This is a genomic window from Pseudomonas sp. PAMC25584 (assembly GCF_058135675.1).
In genome coordinates this window covers 4,156,288-4,179,928 of sequence record NZ_CM176870.1, presented here as the reverse complement: position 1 = coordinate 4,179,928, position 23,641 = coordinate 4,156,288, and the positions used below count along the sequence as shown (strand labels likewise).

Below are 23,641 nucleotides of genomic sequence, written 5' to 3'. Positions count from 1 at the left end.
CCGTTGACAAATCTCGACAAGGTTCTCATAGTTTGACTAACGCAAACGTTTGCGAGATGTTTCACGGGTACGCCCTGAACCTCTTGAAAGCTCGTATCAGTCACCCGGGTGGGAGGGCTGCCGAAGTGTTCTTCGGTGCAAGCGTTGCTCACAATAATCATAAGATCGGAGTGAACCCATGAAGCTGCCATTCGCTGGACGTCTTCTTGCTGTCGCTGTGCTTGCCGCCGCATCTGCTGCGCTGCCTTTCTCTTCTGCATTCGCCGATGACGCCGCCGCCAAACCCAAGGTCGGCCTGGTGATGAAGTCCCTTGCCAATGAGTTTTTCGTCACCATGCAAGAGGGCGCGAAGGACTACCAGAAGACCCACGCCGCTGATTTCGACATGATCACCAACGGTATCAAGAACGAAACCGATACCAGCGCGCAGATCGATATCGTCAACCAGATGATCCTCGCCAAAGTGAACGCCATCGTCATCGCGCCGGCTGACTCCAAGGCACTGGTCACCGTGCTGAAAAAAGCCTCCGATGCCGGCATCAAGGTCGTCAATATCGACAACCGCCTGGACCCGGGCGTGCTGAAAAGCAAAAACCTCGATATTCCCTTCGTCGGCCCGGACAACCGCAAGGGCTCCAAGCTGGTGGGTGATTACCTGGCCAAGCAACTGGCTGCGGGTGACAAGGTCGGCATCATCGAAGGCGTACCGACCACCACCAACGCGCAGCAGCGCACTGCAGGCTACAAGGATGCGATGGACGCGGCTGGCATGAAGATCGTCTCCACTCAATCCGGCAACTGGGAAATCGACCAGGGTCAGAAGGTCGCCTCTGCGATGCTGAGCGAATATCCGGACCTCAAGGCACTGTTGGCCGGTAACGACAACATGGCCCTGGGCGCTGTCTCCGCAGTGCGCGCGGCAGGCAAGGCCGGCAAGGTGCTGGTCGTGGGCTACGACAACATCGAAGCGATCAAGCCGATGCTGCAGGACGGCCGTGTCCTGGCGACAGCCGACCAGGCCGCCGCACAGCAGGCCGTGTTTGGTATCCAGAACGCGCTCAAGCTGGTCAAGGGTGAGAAGGTAGACGCTCAAGACGGCGCGATTGAAACCCCGGTCGAACTCGTCCTCAAGAAGTAATCCTGGCTGCACCCAACAGCGTCCGCTCGCCCTGAGCGGACGCCTGGAGATTTTCCTATGTCATCTTCCGCCCCGAACGCTGTCCTCTCGGTCAGCGGTATCGGTAAGACCTATGCCCAGCCGGTTCTATCCGACATCACCCTGACGCTCAATCGCGGGGAGGTGCTGGCGCTGACCGGTGAAAACGGCGCAGGCAAAAGTACCTTGTCGAAGATCATCGGCGGGCTGGTCACACCGACCACCGGGCACATGCAATTCAACGGTCAGGACTACCGCCCCGGCAGCCGCACCCAGGCCGAAGAGCTGGGCGTGCGCATGGTCATGCAGGAACTCAACCTGCTGCCGACGCTGACCGTTGCCGAAAACCTGTTCCTGGACAACCTGCCCAGCCACTGTGGCTGGATCAGCCGCAAGCAACTGCGTAGTGCGGCGATCGAAGCGATGGCACGGGTTGGCCTGGAGGCGATCGACCCGGACACGCTGGTCGGCAGCCTGGGCATCGGCCATCAGCAAATGGTCGAGATCGCCCGTAACCTGATCGGCGACTGCCATGTGCTGATCCTCGATGAACCCACGGCGATGTTGACCGCCCGTGAAGTCGAGATGCTGTTTGAGCAAATCACCCGCCTGCAGGCCAGAGGCGTGGCGATCATTTATATTTCGCATCGGCTCGAAGAGTTGGCCCGTGTCGCCCAACGCATTGCGGTACTGCGTGACGGCAAACTGGTCTGCGTCGAGCCGATGGCCAATTACAACAGCGAGCAACTGGTGACCTTGATGGTCGGTCGCGAGCTGGGCGAACACATTGACCTGGGGCCACGTACCATCGGCGGCCCTGCCTTGACGGTAAAAGGACTGACCCGCGCCGACAAAGTCCGCGACGTCTCCTTTGAAGTGCGTGCGGGCGAGATCTACGGCATCTCCGGCCTGATCGGCGCCGGCCGCACGGAATTGCTGCGCCTGATCTTCGGTGCCGACTTGGCCGACAGTGGCACCGTTGCCCTGGGGTCGCCGGCCCAAGTGGTCAGCATTCGCTCGCCGGTCGACGCGGTGGGTCACGGCATCGCCTTGATCACCGAAGACCGCAAGGGCGAAGGCCTGCTGCTGACGCAATCCATCAGCGCGAATATCTCCTTGGGCAACATGCCGGAAATTTCCGGCGGCGGTGTGGTAAATAGTCGCGACGAAACCGCTCTGGCCAAGCGTCAGATCGATGCCATGCGCATCCGCAGTTCCAGCCCGGCGCAATTGGTGTCCGAGCTGTCCGGCGGCAACCAGCAGAAAGTCGTGATTGGGCGCTGGCTGGAGCGCGACTGCTCGGTGATGCTGTTCGATGAGCCGACCCGCGGCATCGACGTGGGTGCCAAGTTCGACATTTATATGTTGCTCGGTGAATTGACCCGTCAGGGCAAAGCGCTGGTGGTGGTGTCCAGCGACCTGCGTGAGCTGATGTTGATCTGTGACCGCATCGGCGTGCTGTCTGCCGGGCGGTTGATCGAGACCTTCGAGCGCGACAGCTGGACCCAGGATGAATTGCTCGCCGCCGCCTTTGCTGGCTATCAGAAACGTGATGCGCTGCTCAACGACGCAGTGCTTAGGGATACCCCATGAAAACAACAACTTCGCCCGGTAAAACGGGTGGCAACTTTTACGGCATGGGCACCTACCTGGGGCTGGCGGGTGCGTTGCTGGCGATGATTGCGCTGTTCTCGGTGCTCAGCGATCACTTCCTGTCCTACGACACCTTCAGCACCCTGGCCAACCAGATCCCGGACCTGATGGTGCTGGCGGTGGGCATGACCTTCATCCTGATCATCGGCGGTATCGACCTGTCGGTGGGCTCGGTGCTGGCCCTGGCGGCGTCGGCGGTCAGCGTGGCGATTCTCAGCTGGGGCTGGAGCGTGTTGCCGGCCGCCGTGCTCGGCATGGGTTGCGCCGCGTTGGCCGGCACCATCACCGGTTCGATCACCGTGGCCTGGCGAATCCCGTCGTTTATTGTGTCCCTTGGTGTGCTGGAAATGGCGCGCGGCGTGGCGTACCAGATGACCGGTTCGCGCACGGCCTATATCGGAGACTCCTTTGCCTGGCTGTCCAACCCGATTGCCTTCGGGATTTCGCCTTCGTTCATTATCGCTTTGCTGGTGATCGCCGCCGCCCAATTGGTGTTGACCCGTACTGTATTCGGCCGTTACTTGATCGGTATCGGTACGAATGAAGAGGCTGTGCGTCTGGCTGGGATCAATCCCAAGCCTTACAAGATCCTGGTGTTTAGCCTGATGGGCCTGCTGGCCGGTGTCGCGGCGCTGTTCCAGATCTCGCGCCTGGAAGCGGCGGACCCGAATGCCGGGTCTGGTCTGGAGCTGCAAGTGATCGCGGCAGTGGTGATCGGCGGCACCAGCCTGATGGGCGGACGCGGCTCGGTGATCAGCACGTTTTTCGGTGTGTTGATTATTTCGGTGCTGGCGGCTGGCCTTGCGCAGATCGGTGCTACGGAACCCACCAAACGCATCATCACCGGTGCCGTGATCGTGATTGCCGTGGTCCTCGATACCTACCGCAGCCAACGCGCAAGTCGGCGAGGCTGAACCATGGCGACGATTAAGGATGTGGCAGCGCTTGCAGGTATTTCCTACACCACCGTGTCTCATGTAGTGAACAAGACGCGCCCAGTCAGCGAGCCGGTACGCCTCAAGGTGGAAGCCGCGATCAAGCAATTGGACTATGTGCCCAGTGCCGTGGCGCGTTCGCTCAAGGCCAAGACCACCGCCACCATCGGCCTGCTGGTGCCCAACAGCCTCAACCCGTATTTCGCCGAGCTGGCCCGGGGTATCGAGGACTATTGCGAGCGCAATGGCTATTGCGTGATCCTCTGCAACTCCGACGACGACGCGGAAAAACAACGCAGTTACTTGCGGGTGTTGCTGGAAAAGCGCGTCGACGGTTTGATCGTGACCTCGGTGGGCGGCGACGACAGCGGCCTTGCCGCGGGCTTGAGCGCGGTGCGCACGCCGATGGTGATCGTCGACCGGGCGCTGGATGGTATTGATGTCGACCAGGTGCGCATTGATCATGAGCAGGGCGCCTACTTGGCGACCCGACATTTACTTGAACTGGGCCATCGTGATATCGCCTGCATCGGCGGTCCCTGCCATACCCGGGTGGCACAAATGCGTCTGGCTGGGTATCACCGCGCTTTGCGCGAGGCGGGCGTCGATGTGGCGGCCAATCGCACCCAGGAAAGTGACTTCACCAGCATCGGCGGTTATGCCGCTGCGGTGAAGTTGCTGTCGGAAAACCCGCCGAGCGCAATTTTCGCGAGCAACGACATGATCGGTTTCGGCGTATTGCGTGCAGCGGCCGAGCGCAACATCCGCGTGCCGGGTGAATTGTCGGTGATCGGCTTCGATGATATTCAAATGGGCCGTTACGTGTACCCGGCGCTGACCACGGTCGGGCAGTCGATCGTGCAATTGGGCGAGACGGCGGCCGAGTTGTTACTGCGACGAATTGCGACCCCCCAACTGCCGATCGATCAACGCATCGTGACGCCAAGTATTGTCTTGCGTGAGTCGACGGCGCCACTCGCCGGTGTGTTCGCCCAATACCGCTGAACCGAATTGATGAGTACTGATGTATGCCAGCAAAAGTAGTGGTAGTAGGCAGCTTGAATATGGACCTGGTGACCCGTGCCAGTCGGTTGCCCCGCGCCGGTGAAACCCTGATAGGCCAGTCGTTCTCCACCGTCCCCGGTGGCAAGGGCGCCAACCAGGCCGTCGCGTCGGCGCGGCTGGGGGCCGAGGTTGCGATGATCGGTTGCGTCGGCACTGACGCCTACGGCGGCCAGTTGCGCGATGCGTTGCTGGTGGAAGGCATCGATTGCCAGGCTGTGAGCCGCGTCGACGGTTCCAGCGGCGTGGCGTTGATTGTGGTGGATGACAGTAGCCAGAATGCGATCGTGATCGTTGCCGGCAGTAACGGTGAGCTGATGCCCGCTTCGTTGCAGGCGGCTGACGCGGTGTTGCAGGCCGCCGACGTAATCGTCTGTCAGCTTGAAGTGCCGCTGGAGACCGTCGGGTATGCGCTCAAGCGCGGGCGTGAACTGGGTAAGACGATGATCCTCAATCCGGCCCCGGCCAGCGGTCCTTTACCGGCGCAGTGGTACGCCTCGATCGATTATCTGATCCCCAATGAAAGCGAAGCCACCGCCCTGAGCGGCGTGACGGTGGACTCCCTGGACAGCGCCAAGCTCGCCGCGATGCAGTTGATCAAGGCTGGCGCCGGTAAAGTCATCATCACCCTAGGTGCTCAGGGCGCACTGTTCAGCGACGGCAAGCATTTTGAGCATTTGCCCGCGCCAAAGGTCAAGGCGGTGGATACCACGGCTGCCGGTGACACGTTTGTCGGCGGCTTTGCCGCAGCGCTGGCCGATGGCAAAAGCGAAGCAGAGGCTATTCGTTTTGGCCAGGTGGCTGCCGCGCTGTCAGTCACCCGCGCGGGTGCGCAACCCTCCATTCCTACGCTGCACGACGTTCAAGGTTTTGTGTCCTCATGAAAAAGACACCGCTGCTCAATATTGCCCTGTCACGCCTGATCGCCTCCCTTGGTCATGGCGACATCCTGGTTATCGGTGATGCGGGCCTGCCCGTGCCGCCGGGCGTCGAGTTGATCGACCTGGCACTGACCCAGGGCATTCCCGACTTCATCAGCACCTTGCGCGTTGTGCTCAGTGAAATGCAGGTGGAAAACCATGTGCTGGCCGAAGAAATCCTGCTCAAGCAACCGCCGGCACTCAGTGTGCTCAACGCCCTGACCGACCAGGCGGCGCTCGGCGAGCGGCGTCTGGTCAGCCACGAAGCTTTCAAGCAATTGAGTCGCGGTGCGCGTGCCATTGTCCGCACAGGCGAGTGCCAACCTTATTGCAATATCGCGCTGGTGTCCGGCGTAACGTTCTAGAGTTCCCCAACGACAAGGAGTGTTTTATGCACCGTCGTCTTCCAACCCTGAAAAATCTGTTCCGGAGTGTTCTGCTTTTGTCCGCACTCACCGCAGCGAGCGCCCAAGCGGCGGAAAAAATCGACCTGATCATCGACACTGACCCAGGTGCCGACGATGTAGTGGCCTTGCTGTTTGCGATGGCTTCCCCGGAGGAGTTGAACATTCGGGCGCTGACCACCGTCGCCGGCAATGTGCGCCTGGACAAGACTTCGCGTAACGCGCGCCTGGCCCGTGAGTGGGCAGGGCGTGAGGATATCCCGGTGTATGCGGGCGCGCCGAAGCCGCTGCTGCGCACGCCGATCTACGCCGAAAATATCCACGGCAAGGAGGGCATCTCCGGTGTCGCCGTACACGAGCCGAAAAAAGGCCTGGCCGAAGGCAATGCCGTTGATTACCTGATCAAGACCCTGAGCACCGCCAAGCCCCACAGTATCACCATCGCCATGCTTGGCCCGCAGACCAACCTGGCGCTGGCGCTGACCCAGGCGCCTGAAATCACCCAAGGTATCAAGGAAGTGGTGGTGATGGGGGGCGCGCACTTCAATGGCGGCAATATCACACCGGTGGCCGAGTTCAACCTGTTCGCCGACCCGGTCGCAGCCGAAATTGTGCTCAAGAGCGGCGTCAAGCTGACCTATCTGCCGTTGGACGTGACCCACAAGGTGCTGACCAGTGAGGCGCGCCTGAAGAAAATCGCCGACATCAAGAACAATGCGAGCAAAGTCGTCGGCGATATTCTCAATGAATACGTAAAGGGCGATATGGAGCACTACGGCATTCCTGGCGGCCCGGTGCACGACGCTACGGTCATCGCGTACCTGCTCAAGCCGTCGTTGTTCAGTGGGCGTCAGACCAATATGGTGGTGGACAGCCGCGAAGGACCGACCTTTGGCCAGACCATCGTCGATTGGTATGACGGACTGAAGCAGGAAAAGAATGTGTTCTGGGTTGAGAATGGCGACGCCCAAGGCTTTTTCGATCTGCTGACCGAGCGCCTGGCGCGCCTGAAGTAAGGTGATTGCCGGTCGGCGCTCGCTGGCCGGTTCTTATTCGCGCCCGGGGTTGTGGGCGCCCATGTGATTGGCCGGGTATTTCTCGAAAACCTGGCCAATGAACGCTTGCGCGGCCTGGGTGCCCAACTCCTTGACCAGCAGGTCGATACCGATGATCGCCAATTCTTCCGGGCTTCCGGGGCTGTAGGAGCTCTGCCCTTGGGGCCACTTGGCTTTGATGTCGGCTTGGAGCGTTACGGTGGTCATGGGGGGACTCGCGAGCAGGAAGTACGGGGTAATGCGCTAAAACGCGGTTCTTACTCCGGCAGTTAACCATTTTGTACGGCATTTGGCACTGCTACTTATGCATGAGGTATTTCGGAATGGGGCCGGCCGTGTGCGACACTGCCAGCCTGTTTTAATTGCCGGGGAACACCGCGTGCAGATCGACTTGAACAACCCCGAGAACCTGACACTGACCGCCGTGCGCCAACTGCTCGCCAGTGCCAGCGACGATGAACACACCCAATTGCGAGTCACCAGGGCTGGTATTGCCTACATTTCCTCCGGCGAGGCTGTCGGGGGAGTCGATATCGATGGGTTGCTGTTTCGCCTGGAAACCTGGGCCAAGGGCTCCGGCTACGTCGGAAATGTGGCCGCCAGCGATGAGGTCTGGGTCACGCAGATTTTCAATGCTTTGAAACAGAATTGGCCAAAACCGCCGTTTGACTACATCGATATCTACTGAATTCGTTCATATCTGGTGACGATTGACCGGGCGAATGCTTGCCCTGAGTCAGGCAGACTTGCCAGCGAGCGATTTACGTCTTGAAACCAATCCGCCTGACTGCTGTCGCACGATCTCTGTCCATTTTTTATCATAGGAGGCTTCATGCCTTGGAAGCTCGCATCATTCGGTACTTTGTTGGCAGCACTCGCGTTGGCGGGTTGCAGCACCCCGGGTACCTCTGAGCCAGCCAAAGACGCCGCCGTGACCGATGCAGGTCATAGCCGCTGTGAGGCGAAGGCCGCTGAGTTCACGATCGGCCAGAAAGCCTCGCCGCAGTTGCTGGAGCAGGCGCGTACCCGTGCCGGTGCGCAGAACGCCCGAATTCTCAAGCCTAACGATATGATCACCCTGGAATACCGTTCCGACCGCCTGAACCTGAACACCGACGACAATCTGGTGATCACCCGGGTCAATTGCGGCTGATAGCCACAGGCTTTTGCAGCGCCCATAAAAAACCCCGTCACATGGACGGGGTTTTTTTAGCTCAGCGGAGAATTACTCGCCGCGAACCTGTGCAGCTTGCATACCCTTTTGGCCTTTCTCAGCCACGAAGGAAACGGTTTGGCCTTCTTTCAGGCTTTTGAAACCGTCGCTTTCGATAGCTTTGAAGTGTACGAACAGGTCGTCACCGCCACCTTGAGGAGTGATGAAGCCGAAGCCTTTTTCATCGTTGAACCATTTAACGGTGCCGGTTTGGCGATTAGACATGGTGTATCTCCAAGAAACATATATTTTCAGTAGTGCTGTGCTGCTCAGGCCAACTGGGCACACAGGGCTATCATAGTCGAAATGTTCGGCTTGGGAGCCCCCCCAAGGCACTGTTTGCTAATCAATAGCCTTGGGTTTAGTCCTTCGGTTGGCTGAAAGCCCCGATCTACGGGGCTTGTGCGCGAAATATCAACTGGTAAAAAAAGCCGTAAAAGCTGCGTAATTTGTGCGAAATGGCAGTTTTAAGAGGGTTTTTACTGAAAAACTGCCATCCGAATCGCGGCGATTCTTAGTTTTTCTTCACGACTTTGCAGGACGAAATAGCCGCAACCGCTTTGTTTTTTAGCGGCTGGCTCGCGTTCTGGTTCGTCATGAGTTCCTTGATTTCCGCGGTGCTCAATTCGGCATTGATTTTGTCGGCGCCGCATTCGCAGTGTTCTTTGGCGGTTTTGGCGTCCACGTTCTGGCTGGCGGCTGAGCTGCAGTCATTCACGAACGCGTCCCTGGCACCCGCAGGCCAGTTCGAAGGGGCCGCTGCGTGTGCGCCAAGGGAGATAAGGGTAAGGGATGCTGCAAGCGCAAAAGTTGAGGAAAAACGCATCATTAAATGCTCCAAAGTCGTGAGGACGAACGGCGATTCTCGATGGGTTTGAGGGCCGGCGTACAGCCCAAGTTCACTTTTCCCTCTATAAAGGCGGGAATTTGTTATTACCTGCGGCGCTGCGGGCGCGATGACCGTTCATCTGTGCTAGCATCTTGCGCTTGGCTATTTCCGGGCGCGCCAAATGCCGCCTTGCCATGTTCCTTTTTTTTCCACTCCAGTCACTCTGGTTCGATCATCGGTTGGCCGAAAGGCTCCTGCCGCTGTAAGGCAGGCGTTCATCACTGAACGGCCTGGTATTGGATCTTGTACTGGCTCATCCCAACCCACGTGACCTTTGGTAGGGGTCACCACTAGGAGAGGAGGCGCCATGCCAACTATTACTCTTCCCGACGGCAGTCAACGTTCATTCGATCATTCGGTTTCCGTAGCCGAGGTCGCCGCATCCATTGGTGCCGGCTTGGCCAAAGCCACCGTGGCCGGCAAGGTCGACGGCAAGCTGGTCGACGCCAGCGACCTGATCACCACTGATGCCAGCCTGCAAATCATCACGCCCAAGGATCAAGAGGGGCTGGAGATCATTCGCCACTCTTGCGCGCACCTGATTGGCCACGCGGTCAAGCAGCTGTACCCGACGGCGAAAATGGTGATCGGTCCGGTCATTGACGAAGGCTTCTATTACGACATCGCCTACGAGCGTCCTTTTACTCCGGACGACTTGGCTGCGATCGAACAGCGCATGCACGCGCTGATCGAAAAAGATTACGACGTGATCAAGAAAGTCACGCCGCGCGCTGAAGTGATCGACGTGTTCACCGCCCGTGGCGAAGACTACAAGCTGCGCCTGGTGGAAGACATGCCGGACGAGCAGGCCATGGGCCTGTACTACCACGAAGAATACGTCGACATGTGCCGTGGCCCGCACGTGCCGAACACGCGTTTCCTCAAGTCGTTCAAGTTGACCAAACTGTCCGGCGCCTATTGGCGTGGCGACGCTAAGAACGAGCAGTTGCAGCGCATCTACGGCACTGCCTGGGCTGACAAGAAGCAGTTGGCCGCCTACGTCCAGCGCATCGAAGAGGCCGAGAAGCGCGACCATCGCAAGATCGGTAAGCGTTTGAACCTGTTCCACCTCCAGGAAGAAGCGCCGGGCATGGTGTTCTGGCACCCGAACGGCTGGACCCTGTACCAAGTGCTTGAGCAGTACATGCGCAAGGTTCAGCGCGAAAACGGCTACCTAGAGATCAAGACGCCTCAGGTCGTTGACCGCGGCCTGTGGGAGAAATCCGGGCACTGGGCCAACTACGCTGACAACATGTTCACTACGCAGTCGGAAAACCGCGACTACGCCATCAAGCCGATGAACTGCCCATGCCACGTGCAGGTGTTCAACCAGGGCTTGAAGAGCTACCGCGAGTTGCCGATGCGCCTGGCCGAGTTCGGTGCCTGCCATCGTAACGAGCCGTCGGGTGCGCTGCACGGCATCATGCGCGTGCGTGGCTTCACTCAGGACGACGCCCACATCTTCTGCACCGAAGAGCAGATGCAGGCCGAATCCGCTGCGTTCATTAAGCTGACCATGGACGTTTATCGCGATTTCGGCTTTACCGAAGTCGAAATGAAGCTGTCCACTCGTCCGGAAAAACGCGTCGGTTCAGATGAGCTGTGGGATCGCGCCGAAGCGGCACTGGCCGCTGCGCTAGACAACGCGGGCCTTGCGTATGATCTGCAGCCGGGTGAGGGTGCCTTCTACGGCCCGAAAATCGAGTTCTCGCTGAAAGATTGTCTTGGTCGTGTCTGGCAATGTGGTACTTTGCAGCTCGATTTTAACCTGCCGATCCGTCTGGGAGCCGAATACGTCTCCGAAGACAACAGCCGTAAACACCCGGTTATGCTGCACCGGGCGATCCTCGGCTCATTCGAACGGTTCGTCGGTATCCTGATCGAGCACTACGAGGGCGCATTCCCCGCGTGGTTGGCTCCGACCCAGGCAGTGATCATGAATATCACTGATAAACAGGCCGATTTTGCTGCTGAAGTTGAAAAAACTCTCAACGAAAGCGGATTTCGTGCCAAGTCCGACTTGAGAAATGAAAAGATCGGCTTTAAAATCCGCGAGCATACTTTGCTCAAGGTTCCCTATCTTTTGGTTATCGGAGATCGGGAAGTCGAGATGCAGACTGTCGCTGTGCGTACTCGTGAAGGTGCTGACCTGGGCTCGATGCCCGTCGCCCAGTTCGCTGAGTTCCTCGCGCAAGCGGTTTCCCGGCGTGGTCGCCCAGATTCGGAGTAATTACTATTAAGCGTGAAATGAGACAAGATAAACGAGCTGCACCGAAAGCCCCGATCAACGAGAATATCTCGGCACGCGAGGTTCGGTTAATTGGGGCTGAGGGTGAGCAGCTTGGGATTGTGTCAATTGAAGACGCGCTTCTTAAGGCTGAAGAAGCCAAGCTCGATTTGGTGGAGATTTCCGCCGATGCTATACCGCCTGTCTGCAAGCTGATGGACTACGGCAAATCGATCTTCGAGAAGAAGAAGCAGGTTGCCGCTGCCAAGAAAAACCAGAAGCAGATCCAGGTTAAAGAAATCAAGTTTCGTCCAGGGACGGAGGAAGGGGATTACCAGGTAAAACTGCGCAACCTGGTACGTTTCCTGAGTGATGGGGACAGGGCCAAGGTATCCTTGCGATTCCGCGGCCGTGAGATGGCCCACCAGGAGCTGGGGATGGAACTCCTCAAGCGGGTTGAAGCTGACCTGCTCGAGTACGGTTCGGTCGAACAGCATCCTAAGATGGAAGGACGCCAACTGATCATGGTCATCGCCCCGAAAAAGAAGAAGTAATCAATAGGGCACGGCAGGCCTTCTGATTATGTTTATCAACTGAATGCGGAGTATCCGAACATGCCAAAGATGAAGACTAAAAGTGGTGCTGCTAAGCGGTTTCTGAAAACTGCTAACGGTATCAAGCACAAGCACGCTTTCAAGAGCCACATCCTGACCAAAATGTCGACCAAGCGTAAGCGTCAACTGCGCGGTAGCAGCTTGCTGCATCCGTCTGACGTGGCAAAAGTCGAGCGCATGCTGCGCCTTCGTTAATTTTGGATCAAGAATAGAGGAAGTAACTCATGGCTCGTGTTAAGCGTGGCGTCATGGCCCGTAAGCGTCACAAAAAAATTCTGAAACTTGCTAAAGGCTACTACGGCGCGCGTTCACGCGTATTCCGTGTTGCCAAACAAGCGGTAATCAAGGCAGGCCAATACGCCTACCGTGACCGCCGTCAGAAAAAACGTCAGTTCCGCGCTCTGTGGATCGCTCGTATCAACGCTGGTGCTCGTGTTAACGGTCTGTCCTACAGCCGTTTCATTGCTGGCCTGAAAAAAGCGTCCATTGAGATCGACCGTAAGGTTCTGGCTGATCTGGCAGTGAACGAAAAAGCGGCGTTTGCTGCGATTGTCGAGAAAGCTAAAGCCACCTTGGCTTAAGTACCCCCGACAGTCACCCTGGGCTACTCCTGTGGCCCAAGGTGTTAAACGTCATAAATAGGGGAAGAGCCTTCAAGCTCTTCCCCTATTTTGTATCTGGAGTCTGTACATGGAAAACCTGGACGCGCTCGTCGCTCAAGCTCTTGAGGCTGTGCAAAGCGCTGAAGATATCAATGCCCTGGAGCAAATCCGGGTTCACTACCTTGGCAAAAAGGGTGAATTGACTCAGGTGATGAAGACCCTGGGGAATTTGCCGGCTGAAGAGCGTCCGCAAGTCGGAGCGCTGATCAACGTCGCCAAGGAGCGTGTCACAGAGGTTCTCAATGCGCGAAAGGCGTCGCTCGAGGAGGCCGAACTTGCGGCCAGGCTCGCCGCCGAGTCCATTGACGTGACCTTGCCTGGCCGTGGCCAGGCCTCGGGCGGTCTGCATCCGATCACCCGGACTCTGGAGCGTATCGAGCAGTTCTTCACCCATATCGGCTACGGCATCGCCGAAGGCCCTGAGGTCGAAGACGACTATCACAACTTCGAGGCGCTCAACATCCCAGGCCATCACCCGGCCCGGTCGATGCACGACACCTTCTATTTCAACGCGAACATGTTGTTGCGCACCCATACCTCGCCGGTACAGGTCCGCACCATGGAAGCGAACAAGCCGCCGATCCGCATTGTCTGCCCAGGCCGTGTGTACCGCAGCGACTCCGATATTACCCACTCGCCGATGTTCCACCAGGTCGAAGGCCTGCTGGTCGATCGCGATATCAATTTCGCCGACCTCAAAGGCACCATCGAAGAGTTCCTGCGGGTGTTCTTCGAGAAAGAGCTGGCGGTGCGTTTCCGTCCATCGTTCTTCCCGTTCACCGAGCCTTCCGCTGAAGTCGACATGGAATGCGTGATGTGCAGCGGTAAAGGCTGCCGCGTCTGTAAGCAGACCGGCTGGCTGGAAGTGATGGGCTGCGGCATGGTTCACCCCAACGTGCTGCGCATGTCCGGGATCGACCCGGAAGAGTTCTCGGGCTTTGCCTTCGGCATGGGCGTTGAGCGTCTGGCCATGCTGCGTTACGGCGTGAACGACTTGCGTCTGTTCTTCGACAACGACTTGCGGTTCCTCGCGCAATTTCGCTAGTCGTAACGAATCTTTAGGAGAGCAGGATGAAATTCAGTGAACAATGGCTGCGTGGCTGGGTAAGCCCGCAGGTAAGCCGCGACGAGCTGGTTGCTCGTCTGTCGATGGCCGGTCTTGAGGTCGATAGCGTTACTCCGGCCGCCGGCGTATTCAGCGGTGTGGTCGTGGGCGAGGTGCTGAGCACCGAGCAGCACCCCGATGCCGATAAATTGCGTGTGTGCCAGGTCAGCAATGGCACGGAGACGTTCCAGGTCGTGTGCGGAGCGCCCAATGTGCGCCCGGGCCTGAAGATTCCGTTCGCCATGATCGGCGCAGAACTGCCGGGCGATTTCAAGATTAAGAAGGCCAAGCTGCGTGGCGTTGAGTCAAACGGCATGCTGTGCTCTCAGGCGGAGCTGCAGGTGGGCGAGGGTAACGACGGCCTAATGGAGCTGCCGGCAGACGCGCCCGTGGGCCAGGACATTCGTGTCTACCTGGAACTGGAAGACGCCAGCATCGAGGTCGACCTAACCCCGAACCGCGGCGACTGCCTGTCCCTGGCGGGCCTGGCTCGTGAAGTAGGCGCGCTGTACAACGCTCCCGTCACCCGGCCGGTGGTTGCCGCAGTCGCTGCGGTGCATGATGAAGTGCGCCCGGTCGAAGTGCTGGCACCCAACGCTTGCCCGCGTTACCTGGGGCGTGTGATCCGTAACGTCGACCTGTCCAAGCCAACGCCGCTGTGGATGGTTGAGCGCCTGCGTCGTGCCGACGTGCGCAGCATCGACGCTGCCGTCGATATCACCAACTATGTGATGATTGAACTCGGCCAGCCGTTGCACGCGTTCGATCTCGCCGAAATCAATGGCGGCATCCGTGTGCGTATGGCGGAAGAGGGCGAGAAGCTGGTTCTGCTCGACGGCCAGGAAGTCAGCCTGCGTGCCGACACCTTGGTGATTGCTGACCATTCCCGCGCCCTGGCAATTGCCGGTGTGATGGGTGGCGAACACAGCGGTGTGTCCGCAACCACGCGTGACATCTTCCTTGAGAGCGCGTTCTTCGACCAGATCGCCATCGCTGGCAAGGCTCGCTCCTACGGCCTGCACACCGATGCGTCGCACCGCTACGAGCGTGGCGTTGACTGGAAACTGGCGCGTGAAGCCATGGAGCGCGCCACTGGTCTGCTGCTGGAAATCACCGGTGGCGAGGCGGGCCCGATCACTGAAACCGTCAGCGAACAATACCTGCCGTCGATTGCACCGATCACCCTGCGCGCCAAAAGCGTTGAGCAGATGCTCGGTCTGGTGATCGAGCCGGCTGAAATCGAGCGTCTGCTTTCGGCCCTCGGCCTGGGTATTGCTGTGGGTGAAGCCGGGCAGTGGCGCGTTGAAGTGCCAAGCCATCGTTTCGATATCAGCCTCGAAGTCGACCTGATCGAAGAACTGGCCCGTCTCTACGGCTACAACCGTCTGCCGGTTCGCTACCCGCAAGCGCGCCTGGCGCCGCAACCCAAGGCTGAAGCGCGCGCGCACCTGCCTGAACTGCGTCGTCTGCTGGTTGCCCGTGGCTATCAGGAAGCGGTGACCTACAGCTTCATCGATCCGAAGCAGTTCGAACTGTTCAACCCAGGCGTCGAGCCGCTGTTGTTGGCCAACCCGATCTCCAACGACATGGCCGCCATGCGTTCGTCGTTGTGGCCAGGCTTGGTGAAAGCGCTTTCCCACAACCTGAACCGCCAGCAAGACCGCGTGCGCATGTTCGAAAGTGGCCTGCGTTTCGTCGGCCAACTGGATGGCTTGAAGCAAGAGCCGATGCTCGCCGGTGTTGTTTGCGGCAGCCGCTTGCCGGAAGGTTGGGCCCAAGGCCGCGATGCGGTGGACTTCTTCGACGTTAAAGCTGACGTGGAAGCCGTATTGGGTTTTGCCGGAGCACTGAACGACTTCACGTTCGTGCCGGGCAGCCACCCGGCGCTGCACCCTGGCCAGACGGCGCGTATCGAGCGCGAAGGTCGCCTGGTGGGCTTCGTCGGCGCTCTTCACCCGGAACTGTCGAAAACCCTCGGTCTCGACCGTCCGGTCTTCGTTTTCGAACTGGTCCTGGCCGAAGTCGCTTCGGGCAAGATGCCGAAATTCAGCGAGCTGTCGCGCTTCCCTGAAGTACGTCGCGACCTGGCGTTGATCGCTGATCGCGAAGTGTCCGCCACGGCTGTTCTGGATGTAATCCGTGAAAATGCAGGCGAATGGCTGACGGACCTCAGGCTATTTGACGTTTATCAGGGTAAAGGTATTGATCCGCATAGAAAAAGCCTTGCAGTTGGCTTGACCTGGCAGCATCCATCGCGCACTCTTAATGACGATGAGGTGAATACCACGACACAAAATATCCTCACATCGCTCGAACAAAGGTTAAACGCCACGTTAAGGAAGTGACGTATGGGGGCTTTGACGAAAGCTGAGATGGCGGAACGTCTGTACGAAGAGTTGGGTCTGAACAAGCGCGAGGCCAAGGAATTGGTCGAGCTGTTTTTTGAAGAAATCAGACACGCTCTGGAAGACAACGAACAGGTCAAATTGTCCGGTTTCGGCAATTTTGACCTGCGGGACAAACGCCAGCGGCCTGGCCGCAATCCAAAAACGGGAGAAGAAATCCCGATCACGGCTCGCCGTGTGGTCACCTTTCGTCCAGGGCAGAAGTTGAAGGCCCGAGTTGAGGCTTATGCTGGAACCAAGTCATAACGACGAGCTCCCCGTCATCCCAGGCAAACGTTACTTCACCATCGGTGAAGTCAGCGAGCTCTGTGCGGTAAAGCCGCACGTGCTGCGCTATTGGGAGCAGGAGTTTCCTCAACTCAACCCCGTCAAACGCACCGGGAACCGTCGGTATTATCAGCGCCAGGATGTGCTGATGATCCGACAGATCCGTGCATTGCTATACGACCAGGGGTTCACCATAAGCGGCGCGCGCCAGCGCATGTCCGGTGATGAAGCCAAAGACGACACCACCCAATACAAGCAACTGATCCGCCAGATGATCTCCGAACTCGAAGATGTGCTGGTGGTTCTGAAGAAATAATTCAGGCTTTTAAAATACTTCCACATTTCAAAAGCTTGCGGTATATTCCTGATCGCTTCGTTGCGAAGCGAACCCAGTAACACGCCTAGTCGGGGCGTAGCGCAGTCCGGTAGCGCACTAGCATGGGGTGCTAGGGGTCGAGTGTTCGAATCACTCCGTCCCGACCATATTTTTCAATGACTTAGGCCAATGTTCACAGCATTGGCCTTTTTCGTGTGCGTGACTTTTGCGTGACTTCTCTATTTTTCACGCCTGCTTCCTCTTCAAAATTGTCAGGACCGGTCCTCGCGAATCGGTTGCTGATACCATGTTCGCAGCTTCAATCAGATGCCCGAGCTCTGCGCCCGAGTAGTGACTGGTGATGCTGCCGTTCTTGTGCCCCAGAAGAGCCTTGCGGTCTTCCTCGGTTACGCCTGCCGCGCGCAGCCGGCGGCCAAATGTGTGCTTAAGGTCGTGAATCCTTATGGATGCATAGCCTGGGTGAGCGGGGCGAAGGTTTTCCTCCTGCCAGAGTTTTGCCGCTCTCACCCGCGCCTTCTTCCAGGCCGAGTCGTTCATTCGGTGCATCGCGGTTCCGTCGTATGGGAAAACCCACTCCTTGCTGATGCCGCGCTGCTTCTCGATGATCGACCTGGCCACGCTGTTCAGCACGACCAGCCGCTCGTCGCCGTTCTTGACGCCGGAGCGTTCGTGCCTCCCCCCAAAGTCGGCCGGTATCAGGAAGACGCTGGTGCCCAGTTCCGGTACCGCGATCTCCCAGTCCCACCTCAGCTTGCAGACCTCCTGCTCACGCGTGCCGGTGTTCACCTTGAACAGCGCCATCGTTTGCAGGTGAGCCGGCAACTCTCCAAAAAGAATCGACTGCTCCGGCCATGACATTGGGTACGGCTTGCGGCTCGACTTCTTCTATTCCAGCTTCGTGAGCATCGGCACGCTATCCAGCCATGGCCTGCGCTCATCGTCTCGCCACTTCCTGGCACACAACGACAAAACCCGAACCACGCGCTCGATCGAGATATTCACCGTCCTGTTGCTGACTCCCTTCTTTACCTTCCCGTCCTCCAGCTTCTTCGTCGCCAACCGATCCTTGATGAATGGCACCAAGGCCTGGTCATCGATGTGGGTCAGCGGCATGTCGCCAATGAATGGGTCGAGCTGCGAAAGGTGATGCGCCGACAGCTTGATTGAAGGCTGGTCTTTGAACTCCAGCAGGAAGCGAGTCGCCGCCTCCCGCCAGATCCTGACCTTCTTTACGCCGTACACCTTCTGTTGCCGGATCTGCTCCAGCCGGTAGATCAGGTAGCGCTCCGCTTCTTCCCGGTCACCAGTTCCAGTGCTTTCGTAAAGTCGTTCTCCGTTGATTTTCTTGTCGATATGCCAGAGACCTTTCCTTTGGGAGAGGCCTGTGATCGATTTTCGCGCCATGATTTATCTCCCTTCTGGCGCTCGCTGCGGGGCGATTGTTGCTCCGTTGCGCCTTTTTTATCAATCGCCTTTGCCTCGACGTATGCCGTGGCCCAGTCGTCCAACTCCTGCCTGTCGAACCCGACGCCACGGCCCTCTATGGGGAATTCGCTAACGTAGGGCCGGACGGTTTCGTCGAAAATTGCCCGGCACATGCCCAGATAGCCGGGCGCTTCCTTTGCTCGAATGAATCGCGGGATTAGCTGTTGAGCGCCCATAGCTACCACCCACAGCCCATTCCGGGCCGTGCTGAATTGATGGTCATTTGGTGTCCTTGCCGCGCTGGGCGGCAGAAGATGGGTTATCGGGTGGCCTTAGCGAGTACGGCATCTGCAACCTTAATTGCTGCCTGGGCATCGTTTACATATGCCGGATCAAAGCCGCCACACAGGTGGATGGTTGCTTGTCAGGCCCGCAGGTTCTCGCGGGTGATCTTCAGCGCGGCGACCAGCTCTTCGTGCAGCTCGCGTTCCTCCCGGCCGATGTCCCAGAAGCGCTGCCCCCAGTGATCCGCCGGCGGCGGGTTGGTGTTCTGTGCGCCCATGGCCAGGGCTCCGACAATCGAGTCACACAGATCGCGCTTGTAGGCGTTGTCGCCGTCGATGCTCAGCCCGCTGCGACGCAAGGTTGAGATCACCTCGTCGAGGCTCAAACCTTTGTCTTGAAGGACGATGTCGAGCTCTGGCTCGCCTGGTGCGTAAATCACCAAGGCCATCTTGGTGCCCGGCACGCAATGCTTGCTGAGTTTGACCAATGCGTCGTTGGCTGCTTCGTGAAATCGTTGAACTCCTGACATACGAATTCCTCGCCCGCCGCTCACCGGCAGGCATGTAGGGGGATTGGCGGGCGCATCCAGCAGGGCGCGCAGCTCTTTTGCCCTTGCCCGCATAATCGCATTAGGACTATCCGACACATATGTCGCAAAGGGTTCCAGCAGCTCACGCGGCACGCCGTCAATCGTTTGGTTGGTGGTCATGGCTTCACCGATTTCGGTTCAAGGCGAGCAATTCGCTCGCGCAGGCTGTTGATTTCGTCCTGGTACTGATCGGCCAGTGTCGTCAGGTCGTTGAAGTTGACCCAGTTCCCATGCTTTTCCGGCACGCGAATGACGCTGCCTTTTTCATCCTCGCCGCCGCGCCAGAAGTTGAAGCGCGGTAACTGGTGCACTTTGTCCCAAAGGTCATATCCTTCGCGGTTTTTGATGTTCCGCATAAATCACCTCAGCAAATCAGTTGTGCCAGTGCCAGTAGGCACCAGCAGTAGGCGGGGAGTTGTTGCATGTCAGCCTTCCTCGCCGCAGCAGTCGGGACAGCCCTGAGCCCATGGCGACGATGAAACCTTGATCGTCTTATGATCCATGCACAGGGTGCAGATCACCTCATCGCCACCACCCTCTGATGGCTTGAGTGCAATGTCGATAAACCGAAGGATCACAGCGTCTGTGAGCTGGCTGCGAACCCACATCAACGAAAGCTCAAGATCACCCTTGCGGCCCTCCAGCACATCCGCCCGCTCATCCGCTGCGGTCAGGCGCTGTTGCAGGGCTTCCGCTTGTACTGAGTAAGTCAGCGCGCATTCGTTTGCCGAGGCAATCTGTTCCCGCAACGCAGCTTCACGCCCCAGCGCCGCGTTACGCTCGGCGGTTACACGGTCGAAGTCGGAAAGCATGACGTACTCCGCACCACCAACCCGCGAACGCTCAACCATGTAGCCGATTATCTTGAATTTCGTTACTTCGGACACAGCAATTTCCTTGCCGGGCCATGCCCGGGCGGTGGAGTGGGGGAGTTCAGAGTTGTTGCAGAAGGCGCCGGCCGATCCAGCGAACCACTGTGACGGCCTTGCTGTTGCCGATCGCCTTGTATCGGGGGCCGTCTGGGCATTCGCTGGCAGGCTTCCCGCGCCATGGGATCAGCGTGTAACCACCTTGCACCAGCCGTCCATGGCGGGGTTGATGGCCTCGATGGTCGGCCCGTGGGGGGGATTGCTGATTAACCTGTGCCTGATCGTCTCGGTCGTCGGGGCGTTAATTGCCTGGGTGGCCCTGAGCGCCGAAGAGGTGATGCTCGCAGGGCGGGGCAAGAGTGCCACTCAATGGCTGGGCCGACTCAACAAAAACGGTGCGCCGCGCAATGCCATGTGGCTGACCACGGGCATCGCCCAAGCGATGATCCTGGTGGCGGGCTTCAGTAACGCCGGTTACCTGGCGCTGCTGTCGTTCTCTACCTCGTTGGCGCTGTTTCCGTATTTGCTCTCGTCAATGTACTCGTTCAAGTGCGGCCTTAATGGGCGAGGCTACGAGCCTGAAAAGGCGCCCGGGCGTTACTGGGAAATGGCCTTGGCAGGCTTTGCGGTGTGCTTTGTGTTGTTCATGCTTTACGGCGCTGGCTTGAAGTACGTGTTATTGGCGGCCGTGGTGTGGATGGTCGGTCTACCGCTGTTTATCCTTGGCAAGCGGGAGCAGCGGCAAAAACTCAGCGCCGTGGAATGGGTCGTGTGTCTGGGGGTGGTAGCGATGGCGTGTGCGGGGCTGCTGGGCTTGTTCTCGGGCTACTTGAGTCTGTAGTTTCGATTACGCAGGCTCGATTTCCCCGATGTGACCAGCGGTAAGACCTACCCCGCAGTACCGATGGTCGCGGTGGGTGCTCGTTGGGCCGGTAATGGCGTCGGCGCCGAACGCTGGCCGGCACAGACGTCTAGGCGGGTCACCCTTCAATCCGTGCGCCGCAACAGCGAGGAGCTAGCCCGCACCTGTAACTGTGGCGCCAGGATGATCGACTCGGCAGGTTCGCCCAGAATGCGCTTGTGCAGCAACTGCACCGCATGCAGGCCCATCTGCGCCAGCGGGAGGCGCACACTGGTCAGCGGCACGAAAAGTTCTTTGGCCAGTGGGGTGTCGTTGAAACCGACCACTGCAATGTCCTTGCCCGGCGCCAATCCCTTATCGCGCGCCGCCCCCATCAGGCCGATGGCAAGGAAGTCGTTGACCGCGAAAAACGCCTGCGGGGCAGGGTTGAGTCCCAACAGATACTCGCCTTGCTTGTGCCCGGTGAGGCTGTCAAAAGGGCCATTGAGGGTCCACTCCGGGCGCAGTGTTATGCCTTGCTCGCGGTAATAGCGGATGAACCCACGGGTCCGATCTGCCCCGGTGGACGCATGCCGTTCACCCGCCAGTATCGCCACATCGCGGCAGCCCTGTTGGTACAGGTGTTCGGCCGCCAACCAGCCGCCCATTTCGTCGTCGCTGCCCGCCGTCAGGTGCCCGCCAATCTGGCGGCTGACGAGTACGTAGGGCATGTGTTTGCGTTGAAGCAAGTCAAGCAATGGCTGGGTTTCACCCACGTGAGAGTCACCGACGATCAGCCCGGCCACCGAGCGGCGCAAAGCGTGCTCGGCACGTGCCATTTGGCGTGCCTGCTGGTCGTCGGTGTTGGCGACGAATGTGAGATAGCCCGCTTGCTCGGCCGCGCTGTCGATGCTGTCGTAAATGGTCGCCATCACCAGGTCGGTGAGGCGTGGCATGAGCACGCAGATCTCCTGGCTTTTACGCAATTTCAGGTTGGATGCCTGCGTGTTCGGCCGATAATCCAGCTCTTTGGCCAATGCACGAATACGCGCCACGACCTCCGTCGAAGCCGCTCGCTCGACCCCGGCCGGGTCGCCATTGAGCACCCGCGACACCGTCGAGACGTGTACCCCGAGAGCAGTCGCCATGGACTTCAGTGTGGCGGGGCGAGATTGATTCGGCATGTCTGAGAGGCTTCCAAGCATCTATTTCCAGCGCGCGATTCTATCTCAATCGACGCGCCCGCCCGCGAAATAAATCTTTACCCAAACGATTGACTAACACTTTTCCACTCTCTACATTTTGCCAACCCAAACGTTTGGGTAAAACAATAAAAAAACGCCGGACGCGGCCGATTTTTTGACTTCTGCCATCATTTGAAGAGTCAGATCCTATGAACAGTCCCGCTATCCCACGTTTCCGCTACCAGATTTTCTTCCTGATCATGCTGATGGCATTGCTCAACTACATCGACCGTGGCGCGATTTCTTATGCCTCGGCGAGCATCCTTCCGGAGTACGGCTTCGACAAGGCTGACTGGGGCAATGTGTTGGGGTTCTTCGGCTACGGCTACATTCTCGGGGCGTTGATCGGCGGCATTCTGGCCGACCGCTTTGGCGCCAAGCGCATCTGGCTGATTGCCGGGGCCACCTGGTCGATCTTTGAGATCGCCACCGCGTTTGCAGGCGACTTTGGGCTCGCGTTCATGGGCGGCTCGGCCATGGCCGGTTTCGCCACCATTCGCGTTCTGTTTGGCTTTGCCGAAGGCCCGGCGTATTCGGTGATCAACAAGAGCGTCGCTAACTGGGCGACGCCCAAGGAGCGAGGCTTCGTGGTTTCGGTCGGCCTGCTGAGCACCCCGCTCGGTGCGCTGCTCACGGCACCGGTGGCGGTGGGCCTGCAAACCCTGACTGGCGACTGGCGTAGCATGTTCGTGGTGCTGGGCGTGGTCAGCCTGGCGCTGCTGATTTTCTTTATGACACGCTTCACCAACACCCCTGATGAGAACCCTCGGATGTCCAAGGCCGAGCTCGACTTCCTGCGTCAGGAGCGTGCCACGGCAGCCCATGCCTCGCCCCCTGACACAAGCGTCACGCCGGTGTGGCATTTCTTCAAGAACAAGGACCTGCTGCTCAACGCTGTCGGTTACTTCTCGTTCGTGTATGTGACGTTCCTACTGCTGACCTGGACCCCCAAGTACCTGCAGGACGAGTTTCACTACAACCTCTCGTCGCTGTGGTACATGGGCATGATCCCCTGGACCGGCGCCTGCTTCACCGTGTTGCTGGGGGGCAAGCTATCCGACTGGCTGCTACGCCGCACCGGCAACCTGAAGGTGGCGCGCAGTTGGCTGGCCGCGACCTGCCTGCTGTTGACCACGCTGTGCTTCATCTTGGTCTCGCAGGCCCAGACGGTGTGGGGTGTGATTGCCCTGATGACCGTGGCCAACGCCCTCAATGCGCTACCGAACTCTGTTTACTGGGCCGTGGTGATCGATACCGCGCCGTCGAACCGCGTGGGCGCCTACAGCGGCATGACGCATTTCATTGCCAACACCGCCTCGTTCATCGCACCGATGCTGACCGGCTACTTGACCGTTCGCTACGGCTACTCGTCGATGTTCGTCGCGGCGGCGGTGGCCACTGCGCTGGGCATGGGCGCGATGTTGATGGTGCGCCCTGGCAGTCGGCACGTTGCCCCGTCCCCTTTACCCGCCGTGGTTTGATGG

The 23,641-nt window shown here is 58.8% G+C and carries 25 protein-coding genes, 1 tRNA gene and 2 pseudogenes; 20 read left to right on the top strand and 8 right to left on the bottom strand.

The genetic code is table 11. From position 1 onward, the window contains the following. The first annotated feature begins 178 nt into the window (after window positions 1-178). From ACS5Q8_RS19365 to ACS5Q8_RS19335, 7 genes are read left to right on the top strand one after another with little or no spacing between them, the layout of a single operon-like run. Window positions 179-1,138, top strand: coding sequence for a sugar ABC transporter substrate-binding protein (locus tag ACS5Q8_RS19365; RefSeq protein ID WP_276194049.1), 960 nt, complete (start codon window positions 179-181; stop codon window positions 1,136-1,138). Between the two features lie 57 nt (window positions 1,139-1,195). Next, entirely contained in the window at window positions 1,196-2,749 is a 1,554-nt protein-coding gene (locus ACS5Q8_RS19360) for a sugar ABC transporter ATP-binding protein (RefSeq protein WP_465159344.1), read from the top strand. Next, the gene (locus ACS5Q8_RS19355) at window positions 2,746-3,723 is read left to right on the top strand and encodes an ABC transporter permease (RefSeq protein ID WP_276194047.1); all 978 of its coding nucleotides are present in this window, start codon (window positions 2,746-2,748) and stop codon (window positions 3,721-3,723) included. The genes ACS5Q8_RS19360 and ACS5Q8_RS19355 overlap by 4 nt, the downstream gene beginning before the upstream one ends. Window positions 3,724-3,726: 3 nt before the next feature. Beyond that, entirely contained in the window at window positions 3,727-4,749 is a 1,023-nt protein-coding gene (locus tag ACS5Q8_RS19350) for a LacI family DNA-binding transcriptional regulator (RefSeq protein WP_276194046.1), read from the top strand. A gap of 23 nt (window positions 4,750-4,772) precedes the next feature. Continuing rightward, on the top strand, window positions 4,773-5,690 hold the full coding sequence (rbsK, locus tag ACS5Q8_RS19345; RefSeq protein WP_276194045.1) for a ribokinase: 918 nt from the start codon (window positions 4,773-4,775) through the stop codon (window positions 5,688-5,690). Further along, window positions 5,687-6,091: a D-ribose pyranase gene (gene rbsD, locus ACS5Q8_RS19340; RefSeq protein WP_276194044.1), complete on the top strand. Its 405-nt coding sequence runs from the start codon at window positions 5,687-5,689 to the stop codon at window positions 6,089-6,091. Before rbsK ends, rbsD begins: the two co-directional genes overlap by 4 nt. 26 nt (window positions 6,092-6,117) lie before the next feature. Then, window positions 6,118-7,146, top strand: coding sequence for a nucleoside hydrolase (locus tag ACS5Q8_RS19335; RefSeq protein WP_465159343.1), 1,029 nt, complete (start codon window positions 6,118-6,120; stop codon window positions 7,144-7,146). A gap of 33 nt (window positions 7,147-7,179) precedes the next feature. On the opposite strand, the gene ACS5Q8_RS19330 is transcribed toward ACS5Q8_RS19335, so the two are convergent. After that, complete coding sequence (locus ACS5Q8_RS19330; RefSeq protein WP_247395793.1) at window positions 7,180-7,392, bottom strand: hypothetical protein; 213 nt, start codon at window positions 7,390-7,392, stop codon at window positions 7,180-7,182. A gap of 172 nt (window positions 7,393-7,564) precedes the next feature. Here ACS5Q8_RS19330 and ACS5Q8_RS19325 point away from each other — a divergent pair, with 172 nt between their 5' ends. Both ACS5Q8_RS19325 and ACS5Q8_RS19320 read left to right on the top strand, forming a co-directional pair. Then, on the top strand, window positions 7,565-7,873 hold the full coding sequence (locus tag ACS5Q8_RS19325) for a hypothetical protein (RefSeq protein WP_276194042.1): 309 nt from the start codon (window positions 7,565-7,567) through the stop codon (window positions 7,871-7,873). Between the two features lie 144 nt (window positions 7,874-8,017). Continuing rightward, window positions 8,018-8,338: an I78 family peptidase inhibitor gene (locus ACS5Q8_RS19320; protein WP_017847669.1), complete on the top strand. Its 321-nt coding sequence runs from the start codon at window positions 8,018-8,020 to the stop codon at window positions 8,336-8,338. Between the two features lie 72 nt (window positions 8,339-8,410). Here ACS5Q8_RS19320 and ACS5Q8_RS19315 read toward each other — a convergent pair whose 3' ends face one another. Both ACS5Q8_RS19315 and ACS5Q8_RS19310 read right to left on the bottom strand, forming a co-directional pair. Beyond that, window positions 8,411-8,623: a cold-shock protein gene (locus ACS5Q8_RS19315; RefSeq protein WP_003234260.1), complete on the bottom strand. Its 213-nt coding sequence runs from the start codon at window positions 8,621-8,623 to the stop codon at window positions 8,411-8,413. Window positions 8,624-8,912: 289 nt separating this feature from the next. Further along, entirely contained in the window at window positions 8,913-9,227 is a 315-nt protein-coding gene (locus tag ACS5Q8_RS19310) for a hypothetical protein (protein ID WP_276194041.1), read from the bottom strand. 367 nt (window positions 9,228-9,594) lie between these two features. On the opposite strand from ACS5Q8_RS19310, the gene thrS reads away from it, so the two are divergent. The 9 genes from thrS (at window position 9,595) to ACS5Q8_RS19265 (ending at window position 17,050) form a co-directional block, all read left to right on the top strand. Continuing rightward, window positions 9,595-11,517, top strand: coding sequence for a threonine--tRNA ligase (gene thrS, locus ACS5Q8_RS19305; RefSeq protein ID WP_276194040.1), 1,923 nt, complete (start codon window positions 9,595-9,597; stop codon window positions 11,515-11,517). After that, on the top strand, window positions 11,517-12,068 hold the full coding sequence (gene infC, locus ACS5Q8_RS19300; protein ID WP_247395830.1) for a translation initiation factor IF-3: 552 nt from the start codon (window positions 11,517-11,519) through the stop codon (window positions 12,066-12,068). The genes thrS and infC overlap by 1 nt, the downstream gene beginning before the upstream one ends. Before the next feature lie 60 nt (window positions 12,069-12,128). Beyond that, window positions 12,129-12,323: a 50S ribosomal protein L35 gene (gene rpmI / locus ACS5Q8_RS19295; RefSeq protein WP_002553160.1), complete on the top strand. Its 195-nt coding sequence runs from the start codon at window positions 12,129-12,131 to the stop codon at window positions 12,321-12,323. 29 nt (window positions 12,324-12,352) lie between these two features. Further along, window positions 12,353-12,709, top strand: a complete 357-nt coding sequence (gene rplT / locus ACS5Q8_RS19290; protein ID WP_003219940.1) for a 50S ribosomal protein L20 — start codon at window positions 12,353-12,355, stop codon at window positions 12,707-12,709. A gap of 109 nt (window positions 12,710-12,818) precedes the next feature. Next, window positions 12,819-13,835: a phenylalanine--tRNA ligase subunit alpha gene (gene pheS / locus ACS5Q8_RS19285; protein ID WP_276194039.1), complete on the top strand. Its 1,017-nt coding sequence runs from the start codon at window positions 12,819-12,821 to the stop codon at window positions 13,833-13,835. Window positions 13,836-13,861: 26 nt separating this feature from the next. After that, a complete protein-coding gene (gene pheT / locus ACS5Q8_RS19280; protein WP_426101267.1) occupies window positions 13,862-16,240 on the top strand; it encodes a phenylalanine--tRNA ligase subunit beta in 2,379 nt (792 codons plus the stop codon). A gap of 3 nt (window positions 16,241-16,243) precedes the next feature. Beyond that, on the top strand, window positions 16,244-16,546 hold the full coding sequence (gene ihfA / locus ACS5Q8_RS19275; RefSeq protein ID WP_002553164.1) for an integration host factor subunit alpha: 303 nt from the start codon (window positions 16,244-16,246) through the stop codon (window positions 16,544-16,546). Further along, window positions 16,527-16,883: a MerR family transcriptional regulator gene (locus tag ACS5Q8_RS19270; RefSeq protein WP_003174972.1), complete on the top strand. Its 357-nt coding sequence runs from the start codon at window positions 16,527-16,529 to the stop codon at window positions 16,881-16,883. Before ihfA ends, ACS5Q8_RS19270 begins: the two co-directional genes overlap by 20 nt. A 90-nt stretch (window positions 16,884-16,973) precedes the next feature. After that, window positions 16,974-17,050: transfer RNA gene (locus ACS5Q8_RS19265), tRNA-Pro, on the top strand. Between the two features lie 79 nt (window positions 17,051-17,129). On the opposite strand, the pseudogene ACS5Q8_RS19260 reads toward ACS5Q8_RS19265, so the two are convergent. The 4 genes and pseudogenes from ACS5Q8_RS19260 to ACS5Q8_RS19245 form a co-directional block, all read right to left on the bottom strand. After that, window positions 17,130-18,308: pseudogene (locus ACS5Q8_RS19260) on the bottom strand (tyrosine-type recombinase/integrase). 340 nt (window positions 18,309-18,648) lie between these two features. Beyond that, window positions 18,649-19,143, bottom strand: a pseudogene (locus ACS5Q8_RS19255) (hypothetical protein). 176 nt (window positions 19,144-19,319) lie between these two features. Further along, window positions 19,320-19,559, bottom strand: a complete 240-nt coding sequence (locus ACS5Q8_RS19250) for a hypothetical protein (RefSeq protein ID WP_426101289.1) — start codon at window positions 19,557-19,559, stop codon at window positions 19,320-19,322. A gap of 69 nt (window positions 19,560-19,628) precedes the next feature. Beyond that, complete coding sequence (locus ACS5Q8_RS19245; RefSeq protein WP_426101291.1) at window positions 19,629-20,090, bottom strand: hypothetical protein; 462 nt, start codon at window positions 20,088-20,090, stop codon at window positions 19,629-19,631. A 184-nt stretch (window positions 20,091-20,274) separates the two neighbouring features. On the opposite strand from ACS5Q8_RS19245, the gene ACS5Q8_RS19240 reads away from it, so the two are divergent. Continuing rightward, window positions 20,275-20,913, top strand: coding sequence for an amino acid permease (locus ACS5Q8_RS19240; protein ID WP_465159342.1), 639 nt, complete (start codon window positions 20,275-20,277; stop codon window positions 20,911-20,913). Between the two features lie 146 nt (window positions 20,914-21,059). Here ACS5Q8_RS19240 and ACS5Q8_RS19235 read toward each other — a convergent pair whose 3' ends face one another. After that, window positions 21,060-22,061, bottom strand: coding sequence for a LacI family DNA-binding transcriptional regulator (locus ACS5Q8_RS19235; RefSeq protein ID WP_443697587.1), 1,002 nt, complete (start codon window positions 22,059-22,061; stop codon window positions 21,060-21,062). 245 nt (window positions 22,062-22,306) lie between these two features. Here ACS5Q8_RS19235 and ACS5Q8_RS19230 point away from each other — a divergent pair, with 245 nt between their 5' ends. Continuing rightward, complete coding sequence (locus tag ACS5Q8_RS19230; protein ID WP_276193789.1) at window positions 22,307-23,638, top strand: MFS transporter; 1,332 nt, start codon at window positions 22,307-22,309, stop codon at window positions 23,636-23,638. Window positions 23,639-23,641: the final 3 nt, after the last annotated feature.

Excerpts from the sequence above, each read along its gene's own strand:
- ACS5Q8_RS19360 (WP_465159344.1), top strand. The coding sequence starts at position 1,196 with ATGTCATCTTCCGCCCCGAACGCTGTCCTCTCGGTCAGCGGTATCGGT.
- ACS5Q8_RS19350 (WP_276194046.1), top strand. The coding sequence starts at position 3,727 with ATGGCGACGATTAAGGATGTGGCAGCGCTTGCAGGTATTTCCTACACC.
- ihfA (WP_002553164.1), top strand. The coding sequence starts at position 16,244 with ATGGGGGCTTTGACGAAAGCTGAGATGGCGGAACGTCTGTACGAAGAG.
- thrS (WP_276194040.1), top strand. The coding sequence starts at position 9,595 with ATGCCAACTATTACTCTTCCCGACGGCAGTCAACGTTCATTCGATCAT.
- rbsD (WP_276194044.1), top strand. The coding sequence starts at position 5,687 with ATGAAAAAGACACCGCTGCTCAATATTGCCCTGTCACGCCTGATCGCC.
- ACS5Q8_RS19320 (WP_017847669.1), top strand. The coding sequence starts at position 8,018 with ATGCCTTGGAAGCTCGCATCATTCGGTACTTTGTTGGCAGCACTCGCG.
- ACS5Q8_RS19355 (WP_276194047.1), top strand. The coding sequence starts at position 2,746 with ATGAAAACAACAACTTCGCCCGGTAAAACGGGTGGCAACTTTTACGGC.
- pheT (WP_426101267.1), top strand. The coding sequence starts at position 13,862 with ATGAAATTCAGTGAACAATGGCTGCGTGGCTGGGTAAGCCCGCAGGTA.
- ACS5Q8_RS19335 (WP_465159343.1), top strand. The coding sequence starts at position 6,118 with ATGCACCGTCGTCTTCCAACCCTGAAAAATCTGTTCCGGAGTGTTCTG.
- rbsK (WP_276194045.1), top strand. The coding sequence starts at position 4,773 with ATGCCAGCAAAAGTAGTGGTAGTAGGCAGCTTGAATATGGACCTGGTG.
- ACS5Q8_RS19330 (WP_247395793.1), bottom strand. The coding sequence starts at position 7,392 with ATGACCACCGTAACGCTCCAAGCCGACATCAAAGCCAAGTGGCCCCAA.
- ACS5Q8_RS19315 (WP_003234260.1), bottom strand. The coding sequence starts at position 8,623 with ATGTCTAATCGCCAAACCGGCACCGTTAAATGGTTCAACGATGAAAAA.
- ACS5Q8_RS19235 (WP_443697587.1), bottom strand. The coding sequence starts at position 22,061 with ATGGCGACTGCTCTCGGGGTACACGTCTCGACGGTGTCGCGGGTGCTC.
- pheS (WP_276194039.1), top strand. The coding sequence starts at position 12,819 with ATGGAAAACCTGGACGCGCTCGTCGCTCAAGCTCTTGAGGCTGTGCAA.
- rplT (WP_003219940.1), top strand. The coding sequence starts at position 12,353 with ATGGCTCGTGTTAAGCGTGGCGTCATGGCCCGTAAGCGTCACAAAAAA.
- ACS5Q8_RS19250 (WP_426101289.1), bottom strand. The coding sequence starts at position 19,559 with ATGCGGAACATCAAAAACCGCGAAGGATATGACCTTTGGGACAAAGTG.
- ACS5Q8_RS19230 (WP_276193789.1), top strand. The coding sequence starts at position 22,307 with ATGAACAGTCCCGCTATCCCACGTTTCCGCTACCAGATTTTCTTCCTG.
- ACS5Q8_RS19310 (WP_276194041.1), bottom strand. The coding sequence starts at position 9,227 with ATGATGCGTTTTTCCTCAACTTTTGCGCTTGCAGCATCCCTTACCCTT.
- ACS5Q8_RS19365 (WP_276194049.1), top strand. The coding sequence starts at position 179 with ATGAAGCTGCCATTCGCTGGACGTCTTCTTGCTGTCGCTGTGCTTGCC.
- rpmI (WP_002553160.1), top strand. The coding sequence starts at position 12,129 with ATGCCAAAGATGAAGACTAAAAGTGGTGCTGCTAAGCGGTTTCTGAAA.
- ACS5Q8_RS19270 (WP_003174972.1), top strand. The coding sequence starts at position 16,527 with ATGCTGGAACCAAGTCATAACGACGAGCTCCCCGTCATCCCAGGCAAA.